Origin of the sequence: Rhizobium sp. 42MFCr.1 (assembly GCF_000377185.1) — a bacterium.
Lineage (GTDB): Bacteria > Pseudomonadota > Alphaproteobacteria > Rhizobiales > Rhizobiaceae > Rhizobium > Rhizobium altiplani.
Window position 1 is genome coordinate 57,151 of record NZ_KB897826.1, and the last position, 26,940, is coordinate 84,090.

The window sequence follows — 26,940 nt, forward strand, 5'->3', positions numbered from 1 at the left end:
CATGCTGAGATGGACCCGTTTCAACATCGCCTCTGTCGCGCTCGGCTTTGCGTTTCTCTATCTGCCGATCGTCCTGCTGGTGGTGTTTTCCTTCAACGAGTCGAAGCTGGTGACTGTCTGGGGCGGCTTCTCGACCAAATGGTACGTCTCGCTCCTGCACAATCAGGCTCTGCTCGATGCCGCCTGGGTGACGATCCGCGTCGGCCTCCTTTCGGCCACGGCGGCAACGGTCCTTGGAACGCTCGCCGCGATCGCCTTGGTGCGCTACACGCGCTTTCGCGGCCGCATGCTGTTTTCCGGCATGGTCTATGCACCGCTTGTCATGCCCGAGGTGATTACCGGCCTGTCGCTTCTACTGCTGTTCGTGGCGATCGGTTTCGACCGCGGCTTCTGGACGATCGCGCTGGCGCACACCACGCTCACCATGTGCTTCGTCGCCGTCGTTGTGCAGTCGCGACTGTTGACGTTCGACAGGTCGATTGAGGAAGCGGCGCAGGATCTTGGCGCACCACCGGTGCGGACCTTCTTCGAAGTGACGCTTCCGATCATCGCGCCTGCCGTGCTTTCCGGCTGGATCCTCGCCTTTACGCTGTCGCTGGATGACCTCGTCATCGCGAGCTTCACCTCCGGCCCTGGGGCGACGACGCTGCCGATGAAGATCTACAGCCAGGTCCGTCTCGGGGTAACGCCTGAAATCAACGCGGTCTGCACTATTCTCATTGCAGTCGTGGCGATTGGCGTCATCTGCGCCTCCACCATCACGAAACGCCGTGAACTGCAGCGCGAGCGTGACGAACGTGCGGCTGCAAACGCGCCGTGATTATTTGGTCGATCCCTGCTGCGTGACGGGAGCCGGGGAGATCACCGGCTCCGGCCACGCGCCGCCAACGAAGAACGGCAGAGGCGGGAAACTCGTCGATGCTGTCGGGTCAGTTGCTTCGATCGTCCCCGACAGTGCCAATCCATTCGAGTGGTATGGGATGACGCCGGAAAGGATCAGCGTCTGCTGGGGACCTTCGATACGGCCGCCATGGATGGTCGCCACGCCATCGGCGAGATCGGCGGCGATGTCGAAATTGTCAAAGGCAAAGGCACGGTGGGATACCGCGTTCAGCGTGAAGAAGTCCGCGCGCGTGGCTTCTTCGCGTACGGCCTCCGCATCGAAGCCCGGAAGCGAGCCCGAGCGCGCGCGGAAAGCGATCCTGCCCGTCACGTCGCCGGCTTCGACCTTCCAGAGCGGCTTTGTCGTTTTGATCGACATGTCGAGAGAGCCGGTGGCAAGGGGCAGTGGCCCCTTCAGCTGAAGCCGCTCGATCAGCCCGGCGAAGTCGGCGCCGCGGATCGACAGTTGCAGTTTGCCGCCGCCGTCGAAATCACCGCGCATCGCCTCGAGATGAGCGGACAGGGAGCCGCCTTCAAACTCGCTGTCACCGATGTCGAACTTTGCCTCGTTGCTGGAAACGATGATGCCCGCTCCGACATCGGAGAGGATGAAAGGTTCGATGAGGGCCTGTTTCGCGGAAAGCCGGAGATCAAGATCGAGTTTCTGCAGCGCACCGCCATCAGGCCGTCCGCCAGCCTCGCCGGCGGCCAGACGAAGCACGAATGCATCGAAGAGCGACCTGAAATTCATCTGGTCGAAGGCCAGCGTGCCGCCGAGTTTGGCGCGTTTGCCTGGCGGAAAGGCCACGTCCATCACGCCCTTCGCATTCGACCCATTCATGCTCATATTGACATTGTCGAAGCGGAATCCGTTCGCAACCGAAGCGACATCGGTCTCGATCGAGAAGGTCTTGAGGGTCGCGATACCCGGCAGCGAGCGGTCGGCCCATGTCAACAGTGCCGGCAGATCGGGGATGTTTAGCGCCATGTTGCCGGAGAGGTCAAAGAGATGCGAGATGTTCGCGAGTCCCTGGAACCGTGCCGTGAGCAGGCTCGAAGTCAGCGATCCGCTCATTTCGGCCTTGTTGCCGCCGAAAATGAGAAGCGGGCTGGGGGACGAGAAATCGAGCTTGAGATCCTGCCCACTCATCCGTGCGATCAGCACGGCGGTAATCGGACTCGACAGTTTGCGCCAGCTGACGTCGGCGGTCACACCCTCGAAGCGATAAGTCCTGCCGCTTGCGACATCGGCGACGTTGACGGTGCCATCCTCAACTGTGATGGCACCGACGGCGGCATCCAGTTTCCGATCTAGAACCTCTCTTCCACCTTCCTCACGCGCGCCTGAGATCGCTCGCGCCAGAAGCCCCTCATTGGTCCAGTCGATCACGCCGCTGCTTTCACGGGTGAGTTGCAGGTTTGGGCGGAAAAGGTGGAACTCGTGGAAGCTCGCGCGCCCTCGGATCGCATCGATCAGGCTGAACTCGGCGGAGAGGCTTTCGATCGTTCCGAGCAGCCTATTGCTGTCGCCTTTCTGGTGAACCGAGATCTTGCTGAGGGTGATGCGAGGCGTCGGCCAGAATTCGATGACCGGCTTGCCCGCGACCTCGGCACGATAGCCGGCCCATTTGGACAGGGCATCCTCGATGCCGGAGCGAACGAGGCCGGTTGAAATCAGGTAGGGGGCGGCGACACGAAGCGCCACGAAGATCGACAAGACGACAAGCAGGGTGGCTGTGGCAAGCCGGGCGAAGCCAGGCAGCCAGCGTGACACGGGTCTGATTTTCTTCCGCCATCGCGGTTGTCTTGACGTACCCATGAATTCCGCCGGTATTTTCGGCCGTCGCCGCCGTTAATGCTCTGAAATGCCCGATATATCAAATGCAAGCTGCATGCAAACGCGAGCCTCTGACTTTGCTCGTCACTCCCTTTATAAGCTGATATTGCATGGTATACAGGCGAACAAATAGGAGAAGTCTCGAATGCGCGACGATAAGCCACTCTGGATGCCTTGGCGTACATCGGTCGAAGCGAGCCCGATGTACGCCTTCATGCAGCAGTGCAACCGTGACTTCGATCTCTCCCTGACAAGCTACCATGATTTGCACGCTTTTTCTGTCGCCGACAGGGAACGGTTCTGGACATCGGTCTGGGAGTTCTGCGGCGTCAAGGGCGAGCGCGGAGCACGCGCGCTCCTCGATGGCGATGTCATGCTCGATGCGCGCTTCTTCCCGGATGCGATGTTGAATTTTGCCGAGAACCTGCTTTCCGGAGAAGGCGCTGACGATGCACTGATCTTTCGGGGGGAGGACAAGGTTGCCGATCGTTGGAGCTGGGACCGGCTGCGTGGCCTGGTTTCCAGGTTGCAGCAGGCATTCAAGGCAATGGGGATCGGTCCCGGAGATCGGATTGCGGCGATGATGCCGAACATGCCCGAGACGGTGGCCTGCATGCTGGCGGCCGCGTCGATCGGCGCGATCTGGTCGTCCTGTTCGCCCGACTTCGGGGAGCAGGGTGTTCTTGACCGGTTTGGCCAGATCGGGCCGAAGCTTTTCATCGCCTGCGACGCCTATTGGTATGGCGGCAAGCTGCAGGACGTGAAGGCTAAGGTGGCGACCGTGACGAAGCAATTAGGCGCGCCATGCCTCGTCGTCCACTATGCAGGGGATGCCGTCGCGGTCGCAGACGAAACACCCGGCGCCAAGACGCTGGACGACTTCATCGCGCCCTTCGAGCCGCGTTCTGTCGAGTTTACGCGCCTGCCCTTCGCGCACCCGCTCTATATCCTCTTCTCATCGGGAACGACCGGCGTTCCGAAGTGCATCGTCCACTCGGTCGGCGGCACATTGTTGCAGCACCTCAAGGAACACCGGCTGCATTGCGGAATTCAACCCGGCGAGAGGCTTTTCTATTTCACCACATGCGGCTGGATGATGTGGAACTGGCTGGTGAGCGGCTTGGCGGCAGGTGCCACGCTTTGCCTTTTCGACGGCTCGCCTTTCGCGCCTGACGGCAATGTGCTCTTCGACTTTGCGGCAGCCGAGAAGTTTGCTGTTTTCGGGACCTCGGCGAAATATATCGACGCGGTGCGCAAGAGCGGGCTGACGCCGCGCACCACTCACGACCTCGCCAGTCTTCGGCTGATGACATCGACCGGATCGCCGCTCTCGCCGGAGGGCTTCTCCTTTGTCTACGAAGGCATCAAGGAAGACGTGCAACTCGCATCTATTTCCGGTGGCACGGATATTGTCTCCTGCTTCGTCCTCGGCAACCCCTTGCAGCCAGTCTGGCGTGGCGAAATCCAGGGGCCGGGCCTCGGCCTGGCGATGGATGTGTGGGACGACGAGGGCCGGCCGGTTCGCCAGGAAAAGGGTGAACTCGTCTGTACAAAGGCCTTTCCGTCGATGCCCGTGATGTTCTGGAACGATCCTGATGGGGCGAAGTACAGGGCAGCCTACTTCGAGCGTTTCGACAATGTATGGTGCCACGGCGACTTCGCGGAGTGGACCGCGCACGAGGGCATCATCATTCACGGGCGCTCTGACGCCACCCTCAATCCCGGCGGCGTCCGCATCGGAACCGCGGAGATCTACAATCAGGTCGAACAGATGGGCGAAGTCGCGGAGGCTCTCTGCATCGGCCAGGAATGGGATGACGATGTCCGCGTGGTTCTGTTCGTGCGCCTCGCGCCCGGCGTATTCCTGACCGATGACCTGACGAAGGCGATCAAGAGCCGCATTCGCACAGGCGCCTCGCCACGGCATGTGCCGGCAAAGATCATTGCCGTCAGCGATATTCCTCGCACCAAATCGGGGAAAATCGTTGAACTTGCGGTGCGCGAGGTCGTCCACGGTCGGCCGGTCAAGAACAAGGAGGCGCTTGCCAATCCGGAGGCGTTGGATCTCTTCGCGGGGCTTGCCGAACTGCGCGCGTGAGCAACGGGTGCAACCGGCCACTACAAGCTTTCACCGTTAACAGATTGAAGGCGGCGGCAACTTTTCGTTAAGAAACGTTGGTCATGAATGAATTTAACTTGGGGCTGCAGATGAACGAGGCAGCCGGAGCCTTGGGCTCCTGAAACATGATGTTGCTTAACTAAGCCCTTGTTGAACAGCACACCCCAACTCTCAGGCAGCCCCTCCGGCTGCCTTTTTTGGCTCAGCCTGCAAGGACCCGCTGTGACGGGAAGGCGATCTCTACCAGCGTGCCTTCGTTGGGTGCGGAACTGATCGCGAAAATGGCCCGGTTGGCATCGACCATCGCCTTGGTCAGCGGCAGGCCGAGTCCCGTACCTTCGCCACGCGGCCGAGACTGTGCGGACACCTGACGGAACGGCTTCATGGCTTGGTCCAGTTCGCTCCGTGTCATGCCGACGCCGGTATCGCGCACCCGCAAGACGACGCTGCCGTTTGCCTCATAGGAGGTGGAGACGACAATCTGTCCGCCCGCCGGCGTGAACCGTATCGAGTTCGACAGGATGTTGAGTGCAATCTGCTTGACCGAACGGAGGTCGGCGACGACGTCAGGCACGGCCTGGGATAGGGCTGTGCGGATGATGACACGCTGGCTGTTGGCCTGCGGCTGGAGGAGCGAGACCGCCTCCGAAACCGCCTCGTTCAGGTCGATGGCGCCGAAATCGAGGTCCATTTCGCCGGCCTCGATCTTCGAGATATCCAGCAGGTCGTTGACGATATCGAGGACATGGCGTCCGGAACGACCGATGTCGTTGGCATACTCGACATAGCGCGGATGCCCGATGGGGCCGAAGCGCTCGCTCGCCATCATGTCGGAAAAGCCGATGATCGCATTGAGGGGCGTACGGATCTCATGGCTGACGCGCGCGAGGAAGTCGGTCTTGTGTTCGCTCGCCGTCTCCGCTGCGCTCTTGGCGCTGCGCAGTTCATCCTCGGTACGCTTCCACTGGGTGATATCGCGGATGACCGCGCAATAGCCGCTCGAGGAGGTGAGGCGTCCCATCGTCATGAACAGCGGCACGAAGCCGCCGCCGGCTTCGCGTCCGATGACTTCGCGGCCATCGTTAAGCACGCTTGCGACGCCGTGGCCCGAGAGGCCGCCGAGGTAGTCGAGCACAGCTCTTTGGCTCTCATGCGCAAACAGCATGACGAAGGGCTTTCCGCGGGTCTCGTCCTCATCGTAGTTGAACAGCGCGCTTGCCGAGCGGTTCATCGAGCGGATGTCGCCTTCAGCGCCGATCACCACGACGCCGTCGGTCGCCGTTTCCAGGATCGAGCGCAGTTCTTCGACTTCCACCTGCAGCTTGGCGACCTTCTCCAGCATCCTTTCGAACGAACGAGGCTCTGCGGGCGGCGCAGGGCGCGCGCGAACTGCCGCGTCGCTTGCCGCCGGCATCAACGCCAGCATCAAGGCGCTGCTTTCCTCCCAGCGAATGGACTGCAGCCGCGCCGTGACCGGAACGAGACTATCATCGACCGTTACCAGCATCATCGAACCGGAGCGGCCGGCACTTCCTTCGAGCTCCGAGCGCCGCAGCAGCGCATCGATGCCACCGACCTCGCCCAGGGCTTCCAGCGACTTGTAGCCGGTCAGTCGCATGAATTCCGGGTTGGCGTGGATCAACTGGTCGCCCGCATGCACGAGGACGGCGACAGGCAGCTGGTCGATGGCAGCCGCGGACAGGCCGGCGCCCATCTTTGCGCGCGGCGGAATGAAGCTCGCCAGCATATCCATCTGGCTGACGGTTTCTTCCAACCCCTCGGTCACACCGTCGTCGGGTGCGGAGGCCGAAGTGACCGTCTCGGGTTCGTTGACAGAAGGCTGTGCCTCGTCACCCTCTTTCTGTTCAAGCGAGGCGTCTACCGAATCGTCCTCGAATGCGGAGGATTGATCAGCATGCATACTGGCCTTCGGCGTTTCCGCTGCCGCGATGTCGCGCTTCCCGGTTTCGCTTACCCGAGGCTCGTCGTCGCTGCGCGGCTCGCGAACGCCGAAGGCTTCGAGACGCTTGGCGATCTCGCGGAAATTTGCCTGCTCGGCGGAGGTGAGCTGCGGCCCGGCCCCGTGGAGCTGTACGATCTTGTCGGTCAGGCGGCGGCTCGGCCTTTCGACGATCCGCAGGGCCGGCGGCTCTGCTGATGGTTGTGGTTTCGTCGGCTCGGGTGTCGCCTCAATGTCAGCTTCGGTGGTTGCGGCCTCTTCTGCAGCCGGCTCGAAAGCCGGGGCGGCCGTCTCCACCACCGTCGGCTCGCTGGTCGCCACTTCATCGGCGAGCGCCGACAACGCTGCGTCTTCAGAGGTTTCCGCCTGCTGCTCGAGCGCTGCAGCGTCGATGCCGTTCGGGCCAAGTGTCAGGCCTAGCGCCAAAGGATCTTCGGCGGCATCGGACAGGCGCACGACACCGAAGCCGCGAAAACCGTCGAATTCCCGGCTTCGGGTGTAGGTGGGCAGGGCCGCGAGGTCGACCGGGACTGCCAGACTCGTCCCTTCGATCGGCCAGTTGATTGTCTTGCCCGACCATGTGTCGCGCCGCGCCAGAGCTTCGCTGATCTTGCCATCGGGATCGAGATTGAAGAGTGCCGAAACATCGCTGAAGGGCGTGCCGACGACGTCAGCCGCATGTGGTCCGACCGCCTCGGCAAATTCGCTCGACACCTCGCTGAACCGTCCCGCCGCGTCGATTTTCCAAACAAATCGGGTCGCGCGGCTATTTGGATTGAACTCAAAGGTACCCGCCTTGGCGGCCCGGGCTGGCTCCGACTGCTCTATCTCAGGGGCGACGGCGGCATCCTGATCGGCGGCGGCTCCGACATGTTCGGTTGCTGGTGCTTCCGCAGGACTGTATGCGACGGCAGCGGCCACAGCGGGTTCATCCGTCAGGCGTTCCGGCGTTGTCTCGGTTGCGTTCGGTTCCTCGGCAGCCTCGTCCGTCGGAGCCGGCAGCGGTTCGGCTTCCTGGCCCATCGCTTCAGCGCCGATCGCCTCCTCGGCGATTGCGGCAGCTTCCGTGGTCATGGCTTCGGGTTCGCCCTCGTGATTGTTCTCCTCGGGAAGCTCTTCCATGTCCTCGATGCCAGCAATGGCATCGATCGCGTCGACAAAGCTCGCGACCTGCGGTGCCTCCTTATGGTTAACGGCGGCTGTGGAAAAGTCCTCTGCGGGCGCCTGAGAGTCGATCGGGTCGAGATGCCCGATGACGGTTTCAACGGCGAATAGGAGATTGAGGGCCGGCTCGTCACTGAGTCGTCCGACGGCGGCCGGAAGGAGGCCCTTGCCGGTGGCAACGGGCCGTTTCACCAATCGGTCCGCGTGGCCGCCCGCAAGCGTCGTCATGGCCTTGGCGGTTTGCTCCGTGACGCCCAGCGCGGCAAAACCGGGCGACGCGGCGATGATTTCGCCGTCGGCGCCGATCACAGCCATATGCGTATCCGGATCGTCGAGTCCCTTGAGCATCCGTTCGGCGGATGCCTTGATCGACAGGGCGTTGGTCGCAACCGGCAGGGACAGAAGAACCGCGCGCTCCCCGGAGGAAAGGCGGATCAGTTCGACAGTTGCCTGAACGGCAACACGTTGGAAGCCCCGGGCAATGCGGATCATAAAGTTGCGGCTGTCGCCGACATTCACGAGCTGCCGGGCTGTGGCTTCCAGCTGGCGAAAGGTGATGTCAGCCGCATTTATGCCTTGGTCGAGCAGATCGTAGACCGCCGATTGCCCGAAGAGCTCGGCGCCGGCGCCGTTCGCCCAGAGCGCGCGGCCGAGATCCGCCGACAGCAGCACCATCGCTTCGCCACGCGAAAAGCGTTCCCGTACCCGGGCATGCACGGCGATGTCGATGAACGGGTACTGCACTGCGGGCATGATCGAACCTTCGGCTTCGGTCATCGTGAAAATTAATAGTCTATTAATAACGATAGCCCGGAACGGGGTCCAGAACGGCGTCCGGCTTTCGGCTGGAAAGGTTAACGGATTGTGCGCCGCACAAGTATGTTGCAATGCACAAAAATCTGCGCTATATAATGGACATCTAACCTACGAGGCCATCACGCATGCCGAGGCAAAAGGAGCGCAAACCAATGGCTAACATAAAGATGGACGACGTTTTTTCAATGTCGTCGTTTGATCCTTCGAAGTTCACTGAATCTTTCCGCGACTTCGCGGAAAAGGGCGCACAGCAGTCGCGTGAGGCCTATGCCAAGATGAAGAGCGCCGGCGAAGAAGCGAGCAAGACGCTCGAAGTCACGGTTCAGACTGCCCAGGCCGGCGCTGTTGAAATCGGCCACAAGGCGATCGACGCTCTGCGCACGAACGCGGAAAACTCGCTGACCCACATGGAAGCGCTGCTTGCAGTCAAGTCGGTCGCCGAGCTCGTCGAACTCCAGACGACTTTCCTGCGCAAGCAGGTCGAGCTGACGATCGAGCAGGCGAAGACCATGCAGGAAACCTCCAAGCAGGTTGCCGAAAAGCTTGCGAAGCCTTCCAAGGAAGCAGCTGAAAAGGTCATGGCCTCCTTCAAGGCGGCCTGATTCTTTAACAGGACACACGAAGAGGCTGGACCATTTGTCCGGCCTTTTTGTATATTGGGGCGAGATAGGGCTTGAATTAATTTCCAAGTCCTCGTATGTGACCCCCGTCGCGTGGGACGCGACTTGTGCGGTTGTAGCTCAGTTGGTTAGAGCGCAGGTTTGTGGCACCTGAGGTCGGAGGTTCGAGACCCCCCAACCGTACCATTCTTCCACAATGAAATCAGAGTACAACCGACCCTGCCCGCCCGGGAACCATGTTCCGGGAATGCTACTTGGAACTTGTCTCGAACATCTGGCGCGTTGAAGGTCTAGGCGTTCTGCAATTGGCGTGGCAATACCGCCGAAAGCTCGTCGGGTCAGCTTCCGCCGTCCGCGCCCTCCCAAAAAGAGGTGGCATTGCGAATGTTTTTCGAGATCCCCCGTTCTTCCCGCCACGTGCGTCCGGTGTCCTCAACTATCGGCTTGCGGTCCGGAGAGAATATATAGTTATCGTAGCCTGCGACGGCGCGCTCCAAGGCCGAATTCACACCTGAATAGAATTGCTTCTCCGGATCGAAGAGCGGGTCCATAAGAACGGCGCTCATCCTGGCGAAATTGCCCTCAATAACCGAGGGAGATGTCGTGAATTTCGGATAAGTTCTAGGAAGCGGAAGCTTGATGCCTAAGATGGTCGTGTAGCGCCTGCGCCTATGAAGATATCCCCGCCTCGCTATGTCCCAGTTTTGATTGGCAGTGTGGAATGATGCCTGCTTGACGTTCTCAGACTCGAAACAAGCCTCGATGCGAGAGTCGATGTCATCCAACGCCAGCCAGTCGTCTTCCAGGTGCATGACGAAGCCGCTCGTCGTCGACGACCAGAGCCTTTTCACCGCGGAACCAAAGCCCGCGTCAAAGGGCGTGAAAATAACAGGTGATGGGAAGTAGCGCCTTACGACTTCGACGCAGACCCCTAAGTCAGCCTCGTCTCCGAATATGGGATCAATATTTACGAAGACGTTTTGCACATCGTGGTGGGCAAATGCTCGATGGGAGAAGCTGTCCAGTGTCGCGCGCAGGAGTTCCGGTCGACGACCGGCAATGATCGTTACGTCGATTTTCACTTTTGCGTCACCTACAGATTGCCACCAATTGGCTGGCTTTCGCCCAAGCAACCCTGTATGCGAACCCGACATGGATTTGGAGTCCGTAGTGAAAAAAATCGTAAGAGAAAGGGCAAACTCAAGAACGCGACTGGGCTTTTCGTGGCATCTGAAAGGAGAAAATTCAGCGCCAATGAGATCGCGCCCTTGGTGTTTTTCCGTTCGAAGCGTCAACCGCCGATTACCTCGATCTGCTTCAGATCGAAGTCTTTGGCTCTGCGAGCGTATGTGATGTCCCGGACTATTAATGTATATGCGGCTTCCGTAGGTAGCCGGTTCGGTCAGGAGGCGGAGAACTTCGGCGACAACCTAATGGCTGATTTGCTGGAAGGAATGTTTGGCCTCAAAGCCAACTACGTCAAGCATGGCTCCGCGGAACTCCTCGGCGTTGGCAGCATTCTGGACTCCTATTACAGAAGAAAGAAGGGCGCGAGTGTTCCGCTTCTTTCAAGACGTCCCTGGAGAACGCTGCATGTCTGGGGCTCGGGTTTCATGAACGAGAATTCTGCGGCCGTGTGGCCGCAACGATTGAAATTTCATGCCGTCCGCGGGCCGCTCACGGCCGCGAGAGTGAAGCAACGTTTGCCGTTGGGCGACCCGGCTCTCCTTCTCCCCAGGCTCTGGCCTATGCGGGGCATTAAGCAATTCGCTGTTGGAATTATCCCTCATTTTGCAACCCTTCCACTTTTCAGGGACAGGTACGCGAGCAGCCTTCCTAAAGGATGGCAGATTATCGATCTCCTGCAGAAGCCGAAGGAGATTTGCGAGTTGATTTCGGCGTGTGACGTGATCGTCTCCAGCAGCTTGCACGGGCTCATTGTCGCCGATGCGTACGTTGTACCGTCAAGGTGGGTAGCGCCGGAAAACTCTATTAAAGGCGATGGCTTCAAGTTCAGAGACTATGAGGCACAGCGAGGAGTTGCGTTTTCGCCTCCGGTCGAGTTCCATGAAATATTGAGCAATGGAATCAAGGGCGAAGACCTAACTGTCTCCACGCCAAGCAACCAGTTGCTAGACCAGCTAGTTTCGTCTTTTCCTTTCAAGTGACTTCCAAGATTCTGGGCCATCCTGATCGCTCTCCAAGAATGGTCGGTCTCAAAGGCTTATCACCGGCGAACCCGGAAAGCTTAGCCAGAGCACCGCTTCGCCTGCCGCGCGAGTGGGGACAAGGCGAATGCCCCGTTCCCCCAAGCGCATACCAATCAATACTTCGATGGAACGTAGAGTTCTGGCGGCAGCACCTTGCGCTCGTAGTCCGGATTGAAGACGCGGTTGGGCAGGGTGATCTCCTCGTGCGGCACCTCAGTGTAAGGGATCTGACGCAACAGGTGATCGATGCAGTTCAGCCGTGCGCGCTTCTTGTCGTTGCCTTCGACGATATGCCACGGGGCTTCCGGAATGTTGGTGCGCGCGAAGGTCTCTTCCTTCGCCTTGGTATAGCCTTCCCAGCGGACGCGCGATTGCAGGTCCATCGGCGAAAGCTTCCACTGCTTCAGCGGGTCGTGGATGCGCACGAGGAAGCGCATCTGCTGCTCTTCATCGGTGATCGAGAACCAGTATTTGACAAGCCGGATGCCTGAGCGAACGAGCATGCGTTCGAATTCCGGCACGTCGTTGAAGAACTCCTCGACCTGGTCCTCGCTCGCAAAGCCCATCACCCGCTCCACGCCCGAGCGATTGTACCAGGAGCGGTCGAAAAGAACGATTTCGCCCCCGGCAGGCAGATGCGGGACATAGCGCTGGAAGTACCACTGAGTCTTCTCGCGGTCGGAAGGCGCGGGCAGGGCGACGGCGCGGACAACGCGCGGATTGAGGCGTTGCGTGATGCGCTTGATCACGCCGCCCTTTCCGGCGGAGTCGCGACCCTCGAAGATCACGACGACCTTCTCCTTATTATAGACCACCCAATCCTGAAGCTTGATCAACTCCGCCTGCAGCGAAAGCAGCGCGCGAAAATAGTCGAGCCGCGGGATCGATGCCGGATGGGCGTTGCGATAGATTTTGCGGATCGCGTCTGACAGCGCCGGCTCCGAGAGTTCCAGCTCGTAGTCCTCATCGATGGTGTCGGCCAGTTCGGCTTCGAGCCAATCGGACTGGTTGATGTCGGATATGTTGTTCATAGGCGTTCACCCTCGATGCGTTCGTGGCGCGGTTTGAAACGTGGCGGCATGGCGACGATGTCTCTGAACAGTCGTCATCTTCCAGCAGATCCTTAGTCGGATTTATTCCCTTAGAATGAACCTCCTGTGACACTCGGCGTGGGCTTTGCTGCGTTCGAAGAGTGGTCGCTTTTTGCGTGCGCCTGCCGAGTGAATGAGGGCCGGGCAGTAACCTAGGGGCGGTGTCACATGAACCGCGGATGCGCTTTCATCGAGAACTCGTCTCCCGGCCTTTGTCGTCTCATTTGCCCAGTTTCGGCCGCAAATGATTCGCCCGAAACATGCGCCCATGCCTAAGAATAGGTGACAAATCGCCGCGTGCGAGACGTTTTTTCAACAGGTGGCAACGTCCATGTGGCCGGCGAGGCGGTCAGGAAAATGTGCTTTGCTAACAAGGGGCAATCAGATTTTGCCCACTTGCCCGAGGCTCCGTTGCCGCGCTCTCGTTGATCACGGATTAACCGTACTGCATTGCAAATCGTGATCGGGGGTGTCATTTTCCGGTCGGGGGTTAATTCAGAGTGATTTCAGAAGGAGACGTAAATGTCCATTTCGCTCAGCAATCTGGATGCATCCAAGGCTACCGCCGTTTCGGCCGTGAATGTAGCCGCTGCTGTACGTGCCGCTCGAGAGGCCGTAGGCTATAGCCTCGACGACCTCGCAGTGACTTGTGGCCTGGTTGTTAATGAGATTGAGGAAATCGAGAGTGGTGAGGATGCTGATCCCGCCAAGCTCAAGCGGATCGCCTCTGCATTGCAGGTGCCGCTCTCATCGTTTGCTCCGATGTGATAATGACCTCAGGGCCGGGCAGGCAGTCGCCCGCCTGGCCTTGCCTCTCCCAAAAACGCCTGTAACACCGCCCTTCATCTTTTCTTAACCATCTCCTCCGAACCGCTGAACGCTCTTGCTCGCGAAGGGTAATTTTACCGCCGCTGATTGTCCGGTGCGTTAGCAACTTCATCGCAAATGTCCGCCCTCGAACGAGCCGGGTGCCTGTGCACTTCGGCGGTTTTGTGTATAGAGGAGAGGGCAATGAGCCGGGCTCGACGCATTGGCGCCACGCGGATTGATTTGAACGAGCTCATCAAGCGTAGCGCGCTTGCCGTCCTTGCCATTCTTGCGGTCTTGCTCCCAGTCCTGAAAGTCAGCTTGGTCAGCGAGTCGGACGATATCGTTCTCGGGGATTTCCGGTTGCTGGGTGGGGCGGCCTATCTGCTGCTGGTGGCCTTTCTGTGCGGCCTTTCTACCGTTGTCATCGATAGCATGCGGGCACATTCGCGCTTCATCGACATGGCCGGATTGATCATCGCGGTCGCGGCCGTCTCGCGCGCTGCCTATAGTCTCAGCGCGAGCCTTATACGCAATCCGATCGCGGTTGATGCACCTCCCCAGAGACTGGATCAGTTGGCGCAAGTCTCCTTGTCCTATGGCAGCGTTCCGCTGTTGCTCATCCTGTTCGGCGCCTTGTGGCAGTCGCGAAAATCCTGGCGCAGCTAAGCGATCGATTGGGGATGGAACCGCGCTCGCTCCTTGGACGTTCTAGTCGATAGGAGAAATGCGCATGTCGAAGACGCTTCTATATGGCGCGACCAAGGTGGATGAAGGCAACGAAGCCTATTCCGCCATTGCGAGCCTTGAGCAATTCCAGTGGCGGAACCGTGTCCTTGTCATCTTTGCAGACAAGGGAAACGCGCGGGCTGCTCGCCAGGAAAACCAGTTGCTTGCCGATCGCGATGCCTTGCAGGACCGCGATATGGTCATTCTCAAGATCGTCGGCGGCAGTGTCAGGGAGCTTTTCGGCGCTGGCGAAAAGCTGGACGCTGCGGCGATTGCCCGCGATTTGGGTGATCCGACTGCCGGAGAGTTCGCAGCCTTTCTCGTCGGCAAGGATGGAACGGTAAAGCTCAAGGTGAGCGAGCCGGTCACCAGCGCCGAACTGTTTGCGATCATCGACAGCATGCCGGTGCGCGCTGCCGAAGTTGCGGCAGAGAAGCAGCAGACGAGCGAAGAATCTGAGAAGCGCGACTGACCCTGCCGCGTTGACCCGATGTTACAGGAATATGTGGCGCTCGGCGGCCACGAGTTCCTGCAGGAAATCGGAAACGGTACGCACCCGCACGAGTTCGCGTGCGCTTTCATGAAACGTCGTCCAGTACGCTCGCCGGATCGAGATATCGGGCAGGATGCGCACGAGTTCGAGATTCTGCCGGGCAATATAGTCGTGCAGGATGCCGATCCCGGCGCCGGAAAGCACGGCTTCTGTCTGCCCCGTCGCCGAAGAAATCTCGAAGGCGGCGTTCCAGTTCCGCATCACCTCGCCGGTGAAGTTCAGCGATTGGGAAAAGATCAGGTCCTCAACATAGCCGATCCGCCGGTGCTGTTTCAGCGCCTCGACGTTGGCGGGCTGGCCATTAAGTTCGGCATAGCTTCGTGATGCATAAAGGCCGAGCGTGTAGTCGGTGAGCTTGGCCGACACGAGCCGGCCTTGTTCGGGCCGCTCCAGCGTGATGGCGATATCCGCCTCACGCTGTGAAAGCGAGAATGATCGCGGCACCGGCACAAGCTGGATCTTCAGTTCCGGATGACGCTCGATCAGTCGACCCATGCGGGGCGCGAGAAAGGAAACGCCGAAACCGTCGGGCGCTCCCACCCGCACCGTCCCGGCGATTGCCGTATCGGTACGGCCAAGATTTGCCTGCACGGACAGCATTTCGGTTTCCATCCGCTCCGCAGAGGCGAGGAAAACCTCGCCCTCGGCCGTCAGCTCGCAGCCATTTGTGCGGCGGACGAAGAGGCGGCTCTTCAGCGCCTCTTCCAACGAGGTGAGCCGTCGAGAGAGGGTGGCATGGTTGAGCCCCAGACGTTTCGAGGCCGCAAGGATCTGCCCGGTGCGGGCCACGGCCAGGAACATGCGGACATCGTCCCAGTTCATGGCTTGCCACGCATCATGATCGGGTCGACGTCGATGAGCGTCAGGGACTTCACCATTCCCGCGGTTCTGTTCTTGTATTTGAGGAAATGCGGTGTCTGCAGGTGCGCTTCGTAGGCTGCCTGGTTCGCATAGACCTCGAGGATACGGATCTTTTGCGGACTGTCCCTGAGGGAAACGGCGTTCAGCGACAGAACGCCGGGCTCCAGTGCGACAGAGGCCTCGATCTCCTCGGTCAACAGAAGGCGATAGATTTCAAGCTGGTCGGGATCGATTTCGAGCTCGGCCATTCTGACAACCAGTTTCGTGCTCATCGAAGCACTATCTCCTCTTCAGTTTGCATCGACCGTGGTAGTCTAGCGGAGTCCTGCGTGGACCTTGAGAGAAGCATCAGCTCGATCAGCTGGGCTTCAATTTACGCACAACGGTTGCTTATCTCAGCGCATTGATTTGTGCAAATTGAAGTGTGATTGTTTCGGCATCCAAAAACAGGAGGAGGCACATCCATGCGTGAGATCGGTCATTTCATCGGCGGTAAGCACGTCGCCGGCACCAGCGGCCGCACCAGCAACGTCTTCAACCCGGCAACCGGCGAAGTCCAGGCCACTGTGGCGCTGGCAAATGTCGAGGAACTGCGCGCCGCAGTCGAGAACGCCAAGGCCGCTCAGCCAAAGTGGGCGGCGACGAACCCGCAGCGCCGCGCCCGCGTCTTCTTCAAGTTCGTCGAATTGCTGAACAAGCACATGGATGAACTCGCTGTCCTCCTCTCGACCGAGCACGGCAAGACAGTCGAAGACTCCAAGGGCGACATCGTTCGTGGTCTTGAGGTCTGCGAATTCGTCTGTGGTATTCCGCATCTGCAGAAGGGCGAATTCACGGAAGGCGCCGGCCCGGCAATCGACATGTACTCCATGCGCCAGGCGGTCGGCATCGGTGCGGGCATCACCCCGTTCAACTTCCCGGCCATGATCCCGATGTGGATGTTTGCGCCGGCAATAGCCTGCGGCAACGCCTTCATCCTGAAGCCGTCCGAGCGCGACCCGTCCGTGCCGCTGCGTCTCGCCGAACTCATGATCGAAGCAGGCCTCCCGGCAGGCATCCTCAACGTCGTCAATGGCGACAAGGCTGCCGTCGACGCTATCCTGACGGATCCGGATATTGGCGCGGTCTCCTTCGTCGGCTCCACGCCGATTGCCCGCTACGTCTACGGAACGGCCGCCATGAACGGCAAGCGCGCCCAGTGCTTCGGCGGCGCGAAGAACCACATGATCATCATGCCTGATGCAGACATGGACCAGGCCGTCAACGCACTGATGGGCGCAGGTTACGGCTCTGCCGGCGAACGCTGTATGGCGATCTCGGTCGCCGTCCCGGTCGGCGAGGAAACCGCTAATCGCCTCGTCGAGAAGCTGACGCCGAAGATCGAATCGCTGCGTATCGGCCCCTACACGGACGAGAAGGCCGATATGGGTCCGCTCGTTACCAAGGAAGCCTACGCCCGCGTCAACGGACTGATCGATCGTGGCGTCGAGCAGGGTGCAAAGCTCGTCGTCGATGGCCGCGGCTTCAAGCTGCAGGGTTATGAAGACGGATATTTCGTCGGCGGTACGCTGTTCGATCATGTCACGCCGGACATGGATATCTACAAGACGGAGATCTTCGGGCCCGTTCTCTCCGTCGTCCGTGCCAAGAACTACGAGGAAGCGCTCGACCTGCCGATGAAGCACGAATACGGCAACGGTGTCGCGATCTACACCCGCGACGGCGATGCCGCCCGTGACTTCGCCTCGCGCATCAACATCGGCATGATCGGCATCAACGTCCCGATCCCGGTTCCTCTGGCCTATCATTCCTTCGGCGGCTGGAAGGCCTCGAGCTTCGGTGACCTCAACCAGCATGGTTCGGACTCGATCAAGTTCTGGACCAAGACGAAGACGATTACCGCCCGCTGGCCCTCGGGCATCAAGGACGGCGCCGAATTCGTCATGCCGACGATGAAGTAAGACGAACGAACGATGTTATTGAGTTGGGGGCTTCGGCCCCCAATTTGCGTTGAACGTGGTTCTGGCCGTCACCGAAAGTCTCGCGTGACATGATCCCGGGTTCCGGACCAAATAACGTCGCGGCAATCCGTCTCACATAAGATGATTATGATTTTCATATTTTGGAATTGTTCAAAACTAGCAAAGCCACTATATAGACCACGTGTAACTGACGATTCTGGAGATCGGCATGCGTTTGACCAAGCAGACCAACTATGCGGTTCGCATGTTGATGTATTGTGCTGCCAATGAGGGGCAGCTGAGCCGGATTCCGGAGATTGCCAAGGCATACGGTGTTTCCGAACTCTTTCTGTTCAAGATCCTGCAGCCTCTGAACAAGGCAGGGTTGGTCGAGACGGTTCGCGGTCGCAACGGTGGCGTTCGGCTCGGCAAGCCTGCGAAAGACATCAGCCTCTTCGACGTGGTTCGCGTCACGGAAGACAGTTTTGCAATGGCAGAGTGTTTCGAGGATGACGGCATGGTCGAGTGCCCGCTTGTCGACAGCTGCGGTTTGAACTCCGCCTTGCGCAAGGCCCTCAACGCTTTCTTCGACGTGCTGGCGCAATATTCGATTGACGACCTCGTCAAGGCGCGGCCGCAGATCAACTTCCTGCTGGGCCTGACCGGCGAGCACGAACGCCGCAAATCCCCCGTCGTGGCACCCGCTGCCTGATCGGCGATGACGAAATTTTGATCCGGCCGCGGCAGCGTCAAATGCCGCGGCCGTTCCGTTCTAGGGGAGTTTTTTGTCGGGAGTTTCGCGTGACGCGTGTGTGAAAAGGTCGCAGCTGGCGCGAAATTATACCAAATGCGACAAGAATCACGTTTATTCAGTCCGTTTATTTCTAAGTGCGGCCCATTTTTGGCGGAAAATTACTAAAGTTGCCCATCTGGAAGAATTTTCCACTTCGGTCGTTGATTTCAGCAAACAAATGTCGTTCCATCTGCCGTCATTCCGGGTTCCCCGGGATCTCAAATAAAAGAACAAACCTGGGAAACGATATCATGAAAAAGATGTCTGTCTTGCTGGCCGCGACGGTCCTGGCTTCGGCCATGGCATCCGCAGCCTGGTCTAAAACGCTCGTTTACTGCTCTGAAGGGTCGCCGGAAGGCTTCGATCCGGGCATTTATACCGCAGGCACCACCTTCGATGCCTCCTCGCGTACGGTTTACAGCCGTCTCGTCGAGTTCCAACATGGCAAGACCGAAATTGAGCCGGGCCTGGCCGAAAGCTGGACGGTTTCCGACGACGGTACGGTCTACACCTTCAAGCTGCGTCCGGGCGTCAAGTTCCAGACGACCGAATTCTTCACGCCGAGCCGCGATCTGAACGCTGACGACGTCGTCTTCTCGTTCGAGCGCCAGCTGAAGGCTGACGGCCCCTGGGCCAAGTACGTTGCCGGCGTTTCATACGAATATGCCGCGGGCATGGGCTTCCCGGAACTCATCAAGTCCGTCGAGAAGGTCGACGACCTGACCGTCAAGTTCACCCTGAACCATCCGGAAGCACCGTTCCTCGCCGACCTGGCAATGGACTTCGCGTCCGTCCTGTCGAAGGAATATGCTGACAAGCTGCAGGCTGACGGCAAGATGGAACAGATGAACCAGATGCCGCTCGGCACCGGTCCGTACACCTTCGTTGCCTACCAGCCGGATGCTGTCATCCGTTACAAGGCCAACGAAACCTACTTCAAGGGCAAGGAAAAGATCGACGATCTCGTGTTCGCGATCACCCCGGACGCTTCCGTCCGCGCTCAGAAGCTGAAGGCCGGCGAATGCCACATCATGCCGTATCCGAACGCGGCTGACATCAAGGACCTGCAGACGGACTCGAACCTGAAGGTTCTGGAACAGCCAGGCCTGAACGTTTCCTATCTCGCGTACAACACGCTCCAGGCTCCGTTCGACAAGGCCGAAGTGCGCAAGGCGCTGAACATGGCGATCAACAAGCAGGCGATTGTGCAGGCCGTCTTCCAGGGTGCTGGCCAGGTTGCCAAGAACCCGATCCCGCCGACCATGTGGTCGTATAACGACGACATCAAGGATGACGTATACAACCCGGACGAAGCAAAGAAGATGCTCGAAAAGGCTGGCGTCAAGGATCTCAGCATGAAGATCTGGGCTATGCCGGTTTCGCGTCCGTACATGCTGAACGCACGTCGCGCCGCTGAACTGATGCAGGCTGACCTTGCCAAGGTCGGCGTCAAGGTCGACATCGTCACCCACGAATGGGCTGAATACCTCAAGCTCTCCAAGGACAAGGCCCGTGACGGCGCTGCGATCCTCGGCTGGACCGGCGATAACGGCGACCCGGACAACTTCCTTGACACCCTGCTCGGCTGCGAAGCCGTCGGCGGCAACAACCGTGCACAGTGGTGCAACAAGGAATTCGACGATCTCGTGAAGAAGGCCAAGAAGACCGCTGACGTCGCAGAGCGCACCAAGCTCTACGAACAGGCGCAGGTCGTCTTCAAGAAGGAAGCTCCGTGGGCGACGATCGATCACTCCACGGAATTCGTACCGATGAGCGCCAAGGTTTCCGGCTACGTGCAGGATCCGGTTGGTGTTCACCGTTTCGACGGCGTTGATATCGCCGAGTAATCAAAATTATGCAAAGATGCCCGGCAATCCCGGGCTTGGCCGGCGGTCAGGTTTGATACCTGACCGCCGGAACACTATGGACACTTGCCAATGTTGCGATTTCTCATCGGACGCCTCGCGATCCTGATCCCAACCTTCATCGGCGTTTCACTCATCGCCTTCTCGTTCATCCGCCTGCTGCCCGGTGACCCGGTCATGCTGATGTCGGGCGAGCGCGTGATGGCGCCGGAACGCCATGCCCAGGTCATGCATGATCTCGGCCTCGATCGACCCGTCTATGTTCAATACCTGGATTACCTCGGTAACGTGGTGCAGGGTGATCTGGGCTCGTCGATCGTTACCAAGCGCCCGGTTCTGCAGGAGTTCGGCTCGCTCTTTCCGGCGACGCTTGAGCTTTCGCTTTGTGCGATCATTTTTGCCATCGTGCTTGGCATTCCCGCCGGCGTCTTCGCCGCGGTCAAGCGAGGAACCTGGTTCGACCAGAGCGTGATGGGCGTTGCCCTCGTCGGCTACTCGATGCCGATCTTCTGGTGGGGCCTGCTGCTCATCGTTCTCTTCTCGAACACGCTGCATTGGACACCCGTGTCCGGCCGCATTTCGCTGATGTATTTCTTCAAGCCGGTCACCGGCTTCATGCTGATCGACAGCCTGCTCTCCGGCCAGGCCGGTGCATTCAAGTCGGCGTTCGTCTCGCTCATTCTGCCGACGATCGTTCTCGGCACCATTCCGCTTGCGGTCATCGCGCGACAGACGCGCTCGGCCATGCTGGAAGTGCTCGGCGAAGATTATGTTCGCACCGCGCGCTCCAAGGGTCTCGCCCCCATCCGCGTCGTTGGCCTGCACGCGCTTCGCAACGCGATGATCCCGGTCGTGACGTCGATTGGTCTGCAGGTCGGCGTGTTGCTCGGCGGCGCGATCCTGACAGAAACGATCTTCTCCTGGCCTGGTATCGGCAAGTGGATGGTCGATGCGGTCTTCAAGCGCGACTACACCGTCGTTCAAGGTGGCCTGCTGCTCATCGCCGGCATCATCATGATCGTCAATCTGATCGTCGACCTCATGTACGGTCTGATCAACCCACGTATTCGTCACTAGGAGCGGCTTATGAGTGCGATAACCACCAAGTCGACCCAGCCGTCAGCGCTCTCTGAGTTCTGGTACTATTTCTCTCGCAACAAGGGTGCCGTCATCGGCTTCGGCATCTTCCTGCTCGTGCTTTTGACAGCGATCTTCGCGCCGTTGATTGCCCCGCATGATCCGAACGTTCCTTTCGACGGCATGCAGCGCGTCCCGCCGGTTTGGTCGGACAAGGGCAATCCGATGTTCCTGCTCGGAACGGATGCCGTCGGTCGCGATATGCTGTCGCGCCTCATCTATGGCACGCGCTTCTCGCTGTTCATCGGCCTCGTCGTCGCCTCGCTGTCGGCTGTCGCCGGCGTGCTGCTCGGCCTCGTTGCAGGCTATTTCCGCGGCCGCGTCGACACCTTCATCATGCGCGTCATGGATATCATCCTGGCATTCCCTTCGCTGCTGCTGGCCCTCGTGCTGGTCGCCGTTCTGGGACCGGGCCTGCTCAATGCCATGATCGCCATCTCGATCGTCAACCAGCCGCATTTCGTGCGGCTGACGCGCGCCGCCGTCATCAGCGAACGCGAAAAGGAATATGTCGTAGCGTCGCGCGTCGCGGGCGCCGGCACCTTCCGTCTGATGTTCAAGACGATCCTGCCGAACTGCCTGGCTCCGCTGATCGTTCAGGCAACGCTCGCATTCTCCGCCGCGATCCTTGATGCCGCAGCCCTCGGCTTCCTCGGCATGGGCGCCCAGCCTCCGACATCGGAGTGGGGCACGATGCTTGCCGATGCGCGCGAATTCTTCCAGAGCTCCCCGTGGCTCGTCACTTTCCCCGGTCTTTGCATCCTGATCACCGTTCTTGCCATCAATCTGATGGGCGACGGCCTGCGCGATGCGCTCGACCCCAAGCTGAAGAGGTCCTGATATGGCACTTCTTGAAATCGAAAATCTCGCCGTTGAGTTTCAGACGTCCACGGGCCCGTTTCGCGCAGTTGATGGCGTGTCGCTCAAGGTGGATGCGGGTGAAGTCCTGGCAATCGTCGGAGAATCCGGATCCGGCAAGTCGGTCTCCATGCTCGCGGCGATGGGCCTTCTGCCCTGGACGGCAAAGGTAACGGCCGACAAGATGGTCTTCGACGGCCGCAACCTGCTTGGCATGTCGGCGAGCGAGCGGCGCAAGATCATTGGCAAGGATATGTCGATGATCTTCCAGGAGCCGATCGCCAGCCTCAATCCCTGTTTTACCGTCGGCTTCCAGATCGAAGAAGTTCTGCGAATCCATCTGGGGCTGGACAAGGCTGCACGGCGCAAGCGCGCCATCGAGCTGTTCGAGGCCGTTGGTATTCCCAATCCTGCCGAGCGCCTCGGCCATTTCCCGCACCAGATGTCGGGTGGTCAGTGCCAGCGCGTCATGATCGCCATCGCAATCGCCTGCAATCCGAAGCTCTTGATTGCCGATGAGCCGACCACTGCGCTCGACGTCACCATTCAGAAGCAGATCCTCGATCTCCTGATGCGGCTGCAGACGGAGCACCGCATGGGCCTGATCATGATCACGCACAACATGGGCGTTGTCGCCGAGACAGCCGATCGCGTGATCGTGCAGTATAAGGGCCGCAAGATGGAAGAGGCCGACGTCCTGTCGCTCTTCGAGTCGCCCAAGAGCGATTACACGAGAGCGCTGCTTGCCGCCCTGCCGGAAAATGCCACCGGTGATCGACTGCCGACCATCGGCGAAATTTTCAAGGGAGCGGCCCAATGACGCCAGTCCTCGAAGCAAAGAACATTGTCCGCAACTATTATCTGCCGGGCGGTCTCTTCAAGAAGGAGAGAACCGTACACGCCGTCAAGGGTGTGAGCTTCAAGGTAGAGCAGGGCAAGACGCTGGCGATCGTCGGCGAAAGCGGTTGCGGCAAGTCGACGCTCGCCCGCATCGTCACGATGATCGATCCGGCGAGCGGTGGCGATCTCTTCATCGACGGCAAGAAGATCGATATCGCTGCAGGCGATCTGACACCGGAAATTCGCCGCAAGGTGCAGATTGTCTTCCAGAACCCCTACGGCTCGCTGAACCCGCGCAAGAAGATCGGCGACATCCTGATGGAGCCCCTGATCATCAACACCGATACGGCCGCCGCTGAGCGGCGCGAATTGGCGATGGCGATGCTCAAGAAGGTCGGCCTGCAGGAGATCCATTTCAATCGCTATCCGCACATGTTCTCCGGCGGCCAGCGCCAGCGTATCGCGATCGCCCGCGCTTTGATGCTGAAGCCGCGGCTTCTGGTTCTCGATGAGCCGGTGTCTGCACTCGACCTTTCGGTCCAGGCTCAGGTTCTCAATCTGCTCGCGGATTTGCAGGACGAGCTGAACCTCACATATGTCTTCATCAGCCACGATCTCTCGGTCGTCCGCTATATGGCCGACGACGTCATGGTGATGTATTTCGGTGAAGCTGTGGAGTATGGCGCGCGGGATCAGGTTTTCAACGATCCGCAGCACAGCTATACGAAGACCTTGTTTGCGGCCACGCCGCGCGCGGATGTTGACACCATCAAGGCTCGCCTTGCGCGCAAGAGTGCGACACTCGCTGCTTCATAAGGTCGTCGTTCTCCCGTCCCCGGGAGTGCCGGAACGCTGAGAGAGACAAGCAATGCCAGAGACCAACGGAACCCCTTACGCCATCATCGTCATGGGGGTCAGTGGTTGCGGCAAGTCCTCGATCGGCCTGAAGATTTCGGACGCCCTCGGCATGCAATTTGTCGAGGGCGACCAGCTGCATCCTGCATCGAATGTCGAGAAGATGTCGAAGGGCATTCCCTTGACGGATGACGACCGGATGCCTTGGCTCGACCTCATCGGTCAGACAATGAAAGCGTCGCTTGATCGTGGGCAGGGCGTCATCGTTTCCTGCTCGGCGTTGAAGCGCATCTATCGCGACCGGCTGCGCAAGGCAGTGAATGGAAAACTCTGTTTTGTCTATCTGTCAGGCTCGAAGGAGCTGCTCACGAAGAGGATGGGTGAGCGCAAGGGTCACTTCATGCCTGCATCCTTGCTGGAAAGCCAACTCGCGACACTCGAAGTGCCGACCGGCGAGCTCGGCGTCGTGACCGTCGATATCGACAATACAATCGAAGGGATGGCGGAAACGGCGCTCCGCGATCTCAAGTCTTTGGGCGTTGCTTAGCCGTCGGTCCGCAGCAGGACCTTCTTCTCGAAGAAGAAATAGGGCCGCAGGCGAACGCCGATGACATTGCCGGCAAATGCGGCCACGGCCCAGAGATAGCCATGCAGGCTGCCCGACGAGATGCCGGAGAAATAGGCGCCGATGTTACAACCGTAGGCGATGCGTGCGCCGTATCCGAGCAGCAGGCCGCCGATCACAGCAGCTAGAACCGAACGCAGCGGAATATCCCAGCTCGGTGCAAATCGACCGGCGAGCGACGAGGCGAGCATTGCACCTGCAATGATGCCGAAATCCATGACGGAGGTGATATCCGCAAAGACGCTGTCGGCCAGCGCCTTGGCATTGGCGGGCGTCTGCCAATAAGCCCAGGCGGTCGGGTCAATGCAAATGATCTGTGCGCCCTTGGCGCCCCAAAGTGCAAAAGCCGAGGTGATGCCCCAGGGGCGACCGGCGATCGACAGAGTCACGAAGTTCAGCAAGGCAAGGGCAACGGCGCCGAGGACAAGCGGCCACGGTCCGCGCAGGAAACGCGAAAAGCCGCGGCGCGGGGAGGGCGCTTCCTTTTCGAGCGAGCCGTGCCAGCGCTTCTCGACGACAACAGTCAGTGCGGCGATCGCTGCAAAGATGATCAGCGAGACCGCGATGCCGCCGATGGCGCCAAAGCTCTGTACCAGCGAGGTCGGTGGAAGTGACGGCAGGCTCACCCACCAGTCGAAATTCACGGTGCCGAGCACCGAGCCGACGATAAAGAAGAACAGGGTGATGAGCATCCGCGCATTTCCGCCGCCGGCGGTAAACAGCGTACCGGAAGCGCAGCCGCCGCCGAGCTGCATGCCGATCCCGAACATGAAGGCGCCGACGAGCACGCCGATGCCTGCGGGCGACACCGAACCCTTGACCTCATGGCCGAACAGCGTGCCGCTCGCCAGGAACGGAAAGAACAGCACGACGGCGATCGCCAGCAGGATCATCTGCACGCGCAGGCCGCGTCCGCGACCATCCATGATGAAGACGCGCCATGCGGAGGTGAAGCCGAAGGCGGCGTGATAGAGGGCAATGCCGAGGGCGCCGCCGACAAGGAACAGTGCGCCCTGAGCCGGGCCGTAATAGTAGCCGAGCAGTAGTGTGCCAAGGACAAGAACGACGAGCGCGCCGAGACCCGGCGTGCCGAGCGGGGGCTGCCGTGTCTCGAGGGCGGGGGAGGAGGCAATAGACATGTTGGATTTTCTGAGAGTTTCCCTCGTCTTATAGGCAACTCGGCGTAAACGTTGGAGGAATCAGGTCCTCCTTTCCGCCGGTCTGGCGGATTGTTGTCCTTCTATGAGCCTGTTTGGTATGCGTGCGAGAAGCGCTGCGGCGAATAGGCCGAAATATCGATGAACGGTGCCTCGCCGGTGATCGCTTCCGCCAGGGCGCGGCCGGTGACAGGCCCGAGCGTCAACCCGTGATGAGCGTGGCCGAATGCGAACCACAGCCCGTCGTGCCGGGGCGCCTTACCGATGATAGGCATCATGTCGGGCGTGCACGGTCGGGCGCCCATCCACGGCTCCGGATCGAGCCGCTCGCCGAGCGGAAAGACTGTGCGTGCCACCTTCTCGGCGCGATCGAGCTGCACCGGTGTCTTCGGCGCATCGAGTGCCGCGAATTCCGCACCTGTTGTCAGCCGGATGCCCCGGCTCATAGGCGCGAGGAAATAACCGCGCTCGGCATCGAGCGTCCAGTTGTTGAGGGTCGCATCGCCTGCCGCGGCATAATGCATGTGATAGCCTCGCTTGACGCCGAGCGGGAAGGCATAGCCGAGCCGACGTGTTGCAACAGCAGCCCAGGGGCCGAGCGCCAAAACCGCATCTTCCGCGTCCAGAGCCCCCTCGCTGGTGACCACCCGCCAGCTCGAGCCGGAGCGACCGAGCGAATTGGCGTCGCCAGTGACACACCTTCCGCCCAGACTCTCGAGGTAGGTGCGGTAGGCCATCGTCAAACCGTGCGGATCGAGTACGGACCAAGGATCGCGCCACCGCAGGCCGCCGACGAAATCTCCCTTGATATGAGGCTCCAGCCGCGCGACGGCTGCGGCGTCCAACTGCTCGTGCATGACGCCGAACTCGGCTCTAAGGCGCTCTGCCTCGGCAAATTCCGCGTCGCGCCGGCCAGCCGTGCGGAAAATCTCCATCCAGCCGTTCTTGCGAATCAAGTGCTGTGCATTGGACGCTTCGATCAGATCATTGTGCTCCGAGATCGAGTGCTCGATCAGCGGGGCATAGGCGCGGGAGATCATCTCATGGCGTTTCGCGCCGGAATTCCACCAGTAGCGCGCAAGGAAGGCGAGCTGTCCGGGCAGCGCCTTGAGGTGGTAGTGAGCGTCGATCCGGTTGTTGAAAGCGTAGCGGATCAGAAGCCCGAGTTGCTGCGGAAAACCGTACGGCACGACGCCTTCG

The 26,940-nt window shown here is 59.9% G+C and carries 23 protein-coding genes and 1 tRNA gene; 16 read left to right on the forward strand and 8 right to left on the reverse strand.

The annotated features are described in order from the left end of the window. Position 1 precedes the first annotated feature (1 nt). Complete coding sequence (locus tag C934_RS0111335; protein WP_018856842.1) at positions 2 to 820, forward strand: ABC transporter permease; 819 nt, start codon at positions 2 to 4, stop codon at positions 818 to 820. On the opposite strand, the gene C934_RS0111340 is transcribed toward C934_RS0111335, so the two are convergent. Next, on the reverse strand, positions 821 to 2,701 hold the full coding sequence (locus tag C934_RS0111340) for an AsmA family protein (protein ID WP_026371747.1): 1,881 nt from the start codon (positions 2,699 to 2,701) through the stop codon (positions 821 to 823). Positions 2,702 to 2,864: 163 nt separating this feature from the next. On the opposite strand from C934_RS0111340, the gene C934_RS0111345 reads away from it, so the two are divergent. Beyond that, entirely contained in the window at positions 2,865 to 4,817 is a 1,953-nt protein-coding gene (locus C934_RS0111345) for an acetoacetate--CoA ligase (protein WP_018856844.1), read from the forward strand. A 223-nt stretch (positions 4,818 to 5,040) separates the two neighbouring features. On the opposite strand, the gene C934_RS0111350 is transcribed toward C934_RS0111345, so the two are convergent. After that, on the reverse strand, positions 5,041 to 8,715 hold the full coding sequence (locus C934_RS0111350; RefSeq protein WP_026371748.1) for a PAS domain-containing sensor histidine kinase: 3,675 nt from the start codon (positions 8,713 to 8,715) through the stop codon (positions 5,041 to 5,043). Between the two features lie 215 nt (positions 8,716 to 8,930). Between C934_RS0111350 and C934_RS0111355 the strand changes: the two genes are divergently transcribed. Both C934_RS0111355 and C934_RS0111360 read left to right on the forward strand, forming a co-directional pair. Then, positions 8,931 to 9,380 (forward strand): phasin, encoded by a 450-nt coding sequence (locus C934_RS0111355; protein WP_018856846.1) that lies wholly within the window; start codon positions 8,931 to 8,933, stop codon positions 9,378 to 9,380. Between the two features lie 127 nt (positions 9,381 to 9,507). After that, a tRNA-His gene (locus tag C934_RS0111360) sits at positions 9,508 to 9,584 on the forward strand. Positions 9,585 to 9,736: 152 nt separating this feature from the next. Here the strand turns inward: C934_RS0111360 and C934_RS0111365 are convergent. Then, positions 9,737 to 10,480, reverse strand: coding sequence for a hypothetical protein (locus C934_RS0111365; RefSeq protein WP_018856847.1), 744 nt, complete (start codon positions 10,478 to 10,480; stop codon positions 9,737 to 9,739). Positions 10,481 to 10,621: 141 nt separating this feature from the next. On the opposite strand from C934_RS0111365, the gene C934_RS35110 reads away from it, so the two are divergent. Then, on the forward strand, positions 10,622 to 11,566 hold the full coding sequence (locus C934_RS35110) for a polysaccharide pyruvyl transferase family protein (protein ID WP_192305905.1): 945 nt from the start codon (positions 10,622 to 10,624) through the stop codon (positions 11,564 to 11,566). A 155-nt stretch (positions 11,567 to 11,721) separates the two neighbouring features. On the opposite strand, the gene ppk2 is transcribed toward C934_RS35110, so the two are convergent. Further along, positions 11,722 to 12,639: a polyphosphate kinase 2 gene (gene ppk2 / locus C934_RS0111375; RefSeq protein ID WP_018856849.1), complete on the reverse strand. Its 918-nt coding sequence runs from the start codon at positions 12,637 to 12,639 to the stop codon at positions 11,722 to 11,724. A gap of 582 nt (positions 12,640 to 13,221) precedes the next feature. Between ppk2 and C934_RS0111380 the strand changes: the two genes are divergently transcribed. The 3 genes from C934_RS0111380 to C934_RS0111390 all read left to right on the forward strand — a co-directional run bounded on the left by C934_RS0111380 (position 13,222) and on the right by C934_RS0111390 (position 14,707). After that, positions 13,222 to 13,467, forward strand: coding sequence for a helix-turn-helix domain-containing protein (locus tag C934_RS0111380; RefSeq protein ID WP_018856850.1), 246 nt, complete (start codon positions 13,222 to 13,224; stop codon positions 13,465 to 13,467). A gap of 243 nt (positions 13,468 to 13,710) precedes the next feature. Then, the gene (locus tag C934_RS0111385; protein WP_018856851.1) at positions 13,711 to 14,175 is read left to right on the forward strand and encodes a hypothetical protein; all 465 of its coding nucleotides are present in this window, start codon (positions 13,711 to 13,713) and stop codon (positions 14,173 to 14,175) included. A 64-nt stretch (positions 14,176 to 14,239) separates the two neighbouring features. Then, entirely contained in the window at positions 14,240 to 14,707 is a 468-nt protein-coding gene (locus C934_RS0111390) for a DUF4174 domain-containing protein (protein WP_018856852.1), read from the forward strand. Positions 14,708 to 14,728: 21 nt separating this feature from the next. On the opposite strand, the gene C934_RS0111395 is transcribed toward C934_RS0111390, so the two are convergent. Together C934_RS0111395 and C934_RS0111400 are read right to left on the reverse strand one after the other, a co-directional pair. Beyond that, positions 14,729 to 15,610, reverse strand: coding sequence for a LysR family transcriptional regulator (locus tag C934_RS0111395; protein WP_018856853.1), 882 nt, complete (start codon positions 15,608 to 15,610; stop codon positions 14,729 to 14,731). Then, positions 15,607 to 15,921 carry a putative quinol monooxygenase gene (locus C934_RS0111400; protein ID WP_018856854.1) on the reverse strand — a complete coding sequence of 105 codons (315 nt, stop codon included), beginning with the start codon at positions 15,919 to 15,921 and terminating at the stop codon, positions 15,607 to 15,609. The genes C934_RS0111395 and C934_RS0111400 overlap by 4 nt, the downstream gene beginning before the upstream one ends. Before the next feature lie 192 nt (positions 15,922 to 16,113). Here C934_RS0111400 and C934_RS0111405 point away from each other — a divergent pair, with 192 nt between their 5' ends. From C934_RS0111405 to C934_RS0111440, 8 genes are all read left to right on the forward strand, one after another. Then, on the forward strand, positions 16,114 to 17,610 hold the full coding sequence (locus C934_RS0111405; protein WP_018856855.1) for a CoA-acylating methylmalonate-semialdehyde dehydrogenase: 1,497 nt from the start codon (positions 16,114 to 16,116) through the stop codon (positions 17,608 to 17,610). 229 nt (positions 17,611 to 17,839) lie between these two features. Then, entirely contained in the window at positions 17,840 to 18,322 is a 483-nt protein-coding gene (rirA, locus tag C934_RS0111410) for an iron-responsive transcriptional regulator RirA (RefSeq protein WP_018856856.1), read from the forward strand. Positions 18,323 to 18,654: 332 nt separating this feature from the next. Beyond that, entirely contained in the window at positions 18,655 to 20,250 is a 1,596-nt protein-coding gene (locus tag C934_RS0111415; protein ID WP_018856857.1) for an ABC transporter substrate-binding protein, read from the forward strand. A gap of 90 nt (positions 20,251 to 20,340) precedes the next feature. Continuing rightward, positions 20,341 to 21,345 carry an ABC transporter permease subunit gene (locus tag C934_RS0111420; RefSeq protein WP_016552833.1) on the forward strand — a complete coding sequence of 335 codons (1,005 nt, stop codon included), beginning with the start codon at positions 20,341 to 20,343 and terminating at the stop codon, positions 21,343 to 21,345. Between the two features lie 9 nt (positions 21,346 to 21,354). Beyond that, positions 21,355 to 22,245, forward strand: a complete 891-nt coding sequence (locus C934_RS0111425) for an ABC transporter permease subunit (RefSeq protein WP_018856858.1) — start codon at positions 21,355 to 21,357, stop codon at positions 22,243 to 22,245. A gap of 1 nt (position 22,246) precedes the next feature. Then, entirely contained in the window at positions 22,247 to 23,083 is an 837-nt protein-coding gene (locus tag C934_RS31885) for an ABC transporter ATP-binding protein (RefSeq protein ID WP_018856859.1), read from the forward strand. Next, complete coding sequence (locus tag C934_RS0111435) at positions 23,080 to 23,919, forward strand: dipeptide ABC transporter ATP-binding protein (RefSeq protein WP_018856860.1); 840 nt, start codon at positions 23,080 to 23,082, stop codon at positions 23,917 to 23,919. The genes C934_RS31885 and C934_RS0111435 overlap by 4 nt, the downstream gene beginning before the upstream one ends. Before the next feature lie 52 nt (positions 23,920 to 23,971). Beyond that, on the forward strand, positions 23,972 to 24,505 hold the full coding sequence (locus tag C934_RS0111440) for a gluconokinase (protein WP_018856861.1): 534 nt from the start codon (positions 23,972 to 23,974) through the stop codon (positions 24,503 to 24,505). On the opposite strand, the gene C934_RS0111445 is transcribed toward C934_RS0111440, so the two are convergent. Beyond that, complete coding sequence (locus C934_RS0111445; RefSeq protein ID WP_018856862.1) at positions 24,502 to 25,722, reverse strand: YeeE/YedE family protein; 1,221 nt, start codon at positions 25,720 to 25,722, stop codon at positions 24,502 to 24,504. The genes C934_RS0111440 and C934_RS0111445 overlap by 4 nt on opposite strands. A gap of 101 nt (positions 25,723 to 25,823) precedes the next feature. After that, the gene (locus tag C934_RS31890) at positions 25,824 to 26,930 is read right to left on the reverse strand and encodes an FAD-dependent oxidoreductase (protein WP_018856863.1); all 1,107 of its coding nucleotides are present in this window, start codon (positions 26,928 to 26,930) and stop codon (positions 25,824 to 25,826) included. Positions 26,931 to 26,940: the final 10 nt, after the last annotated feature.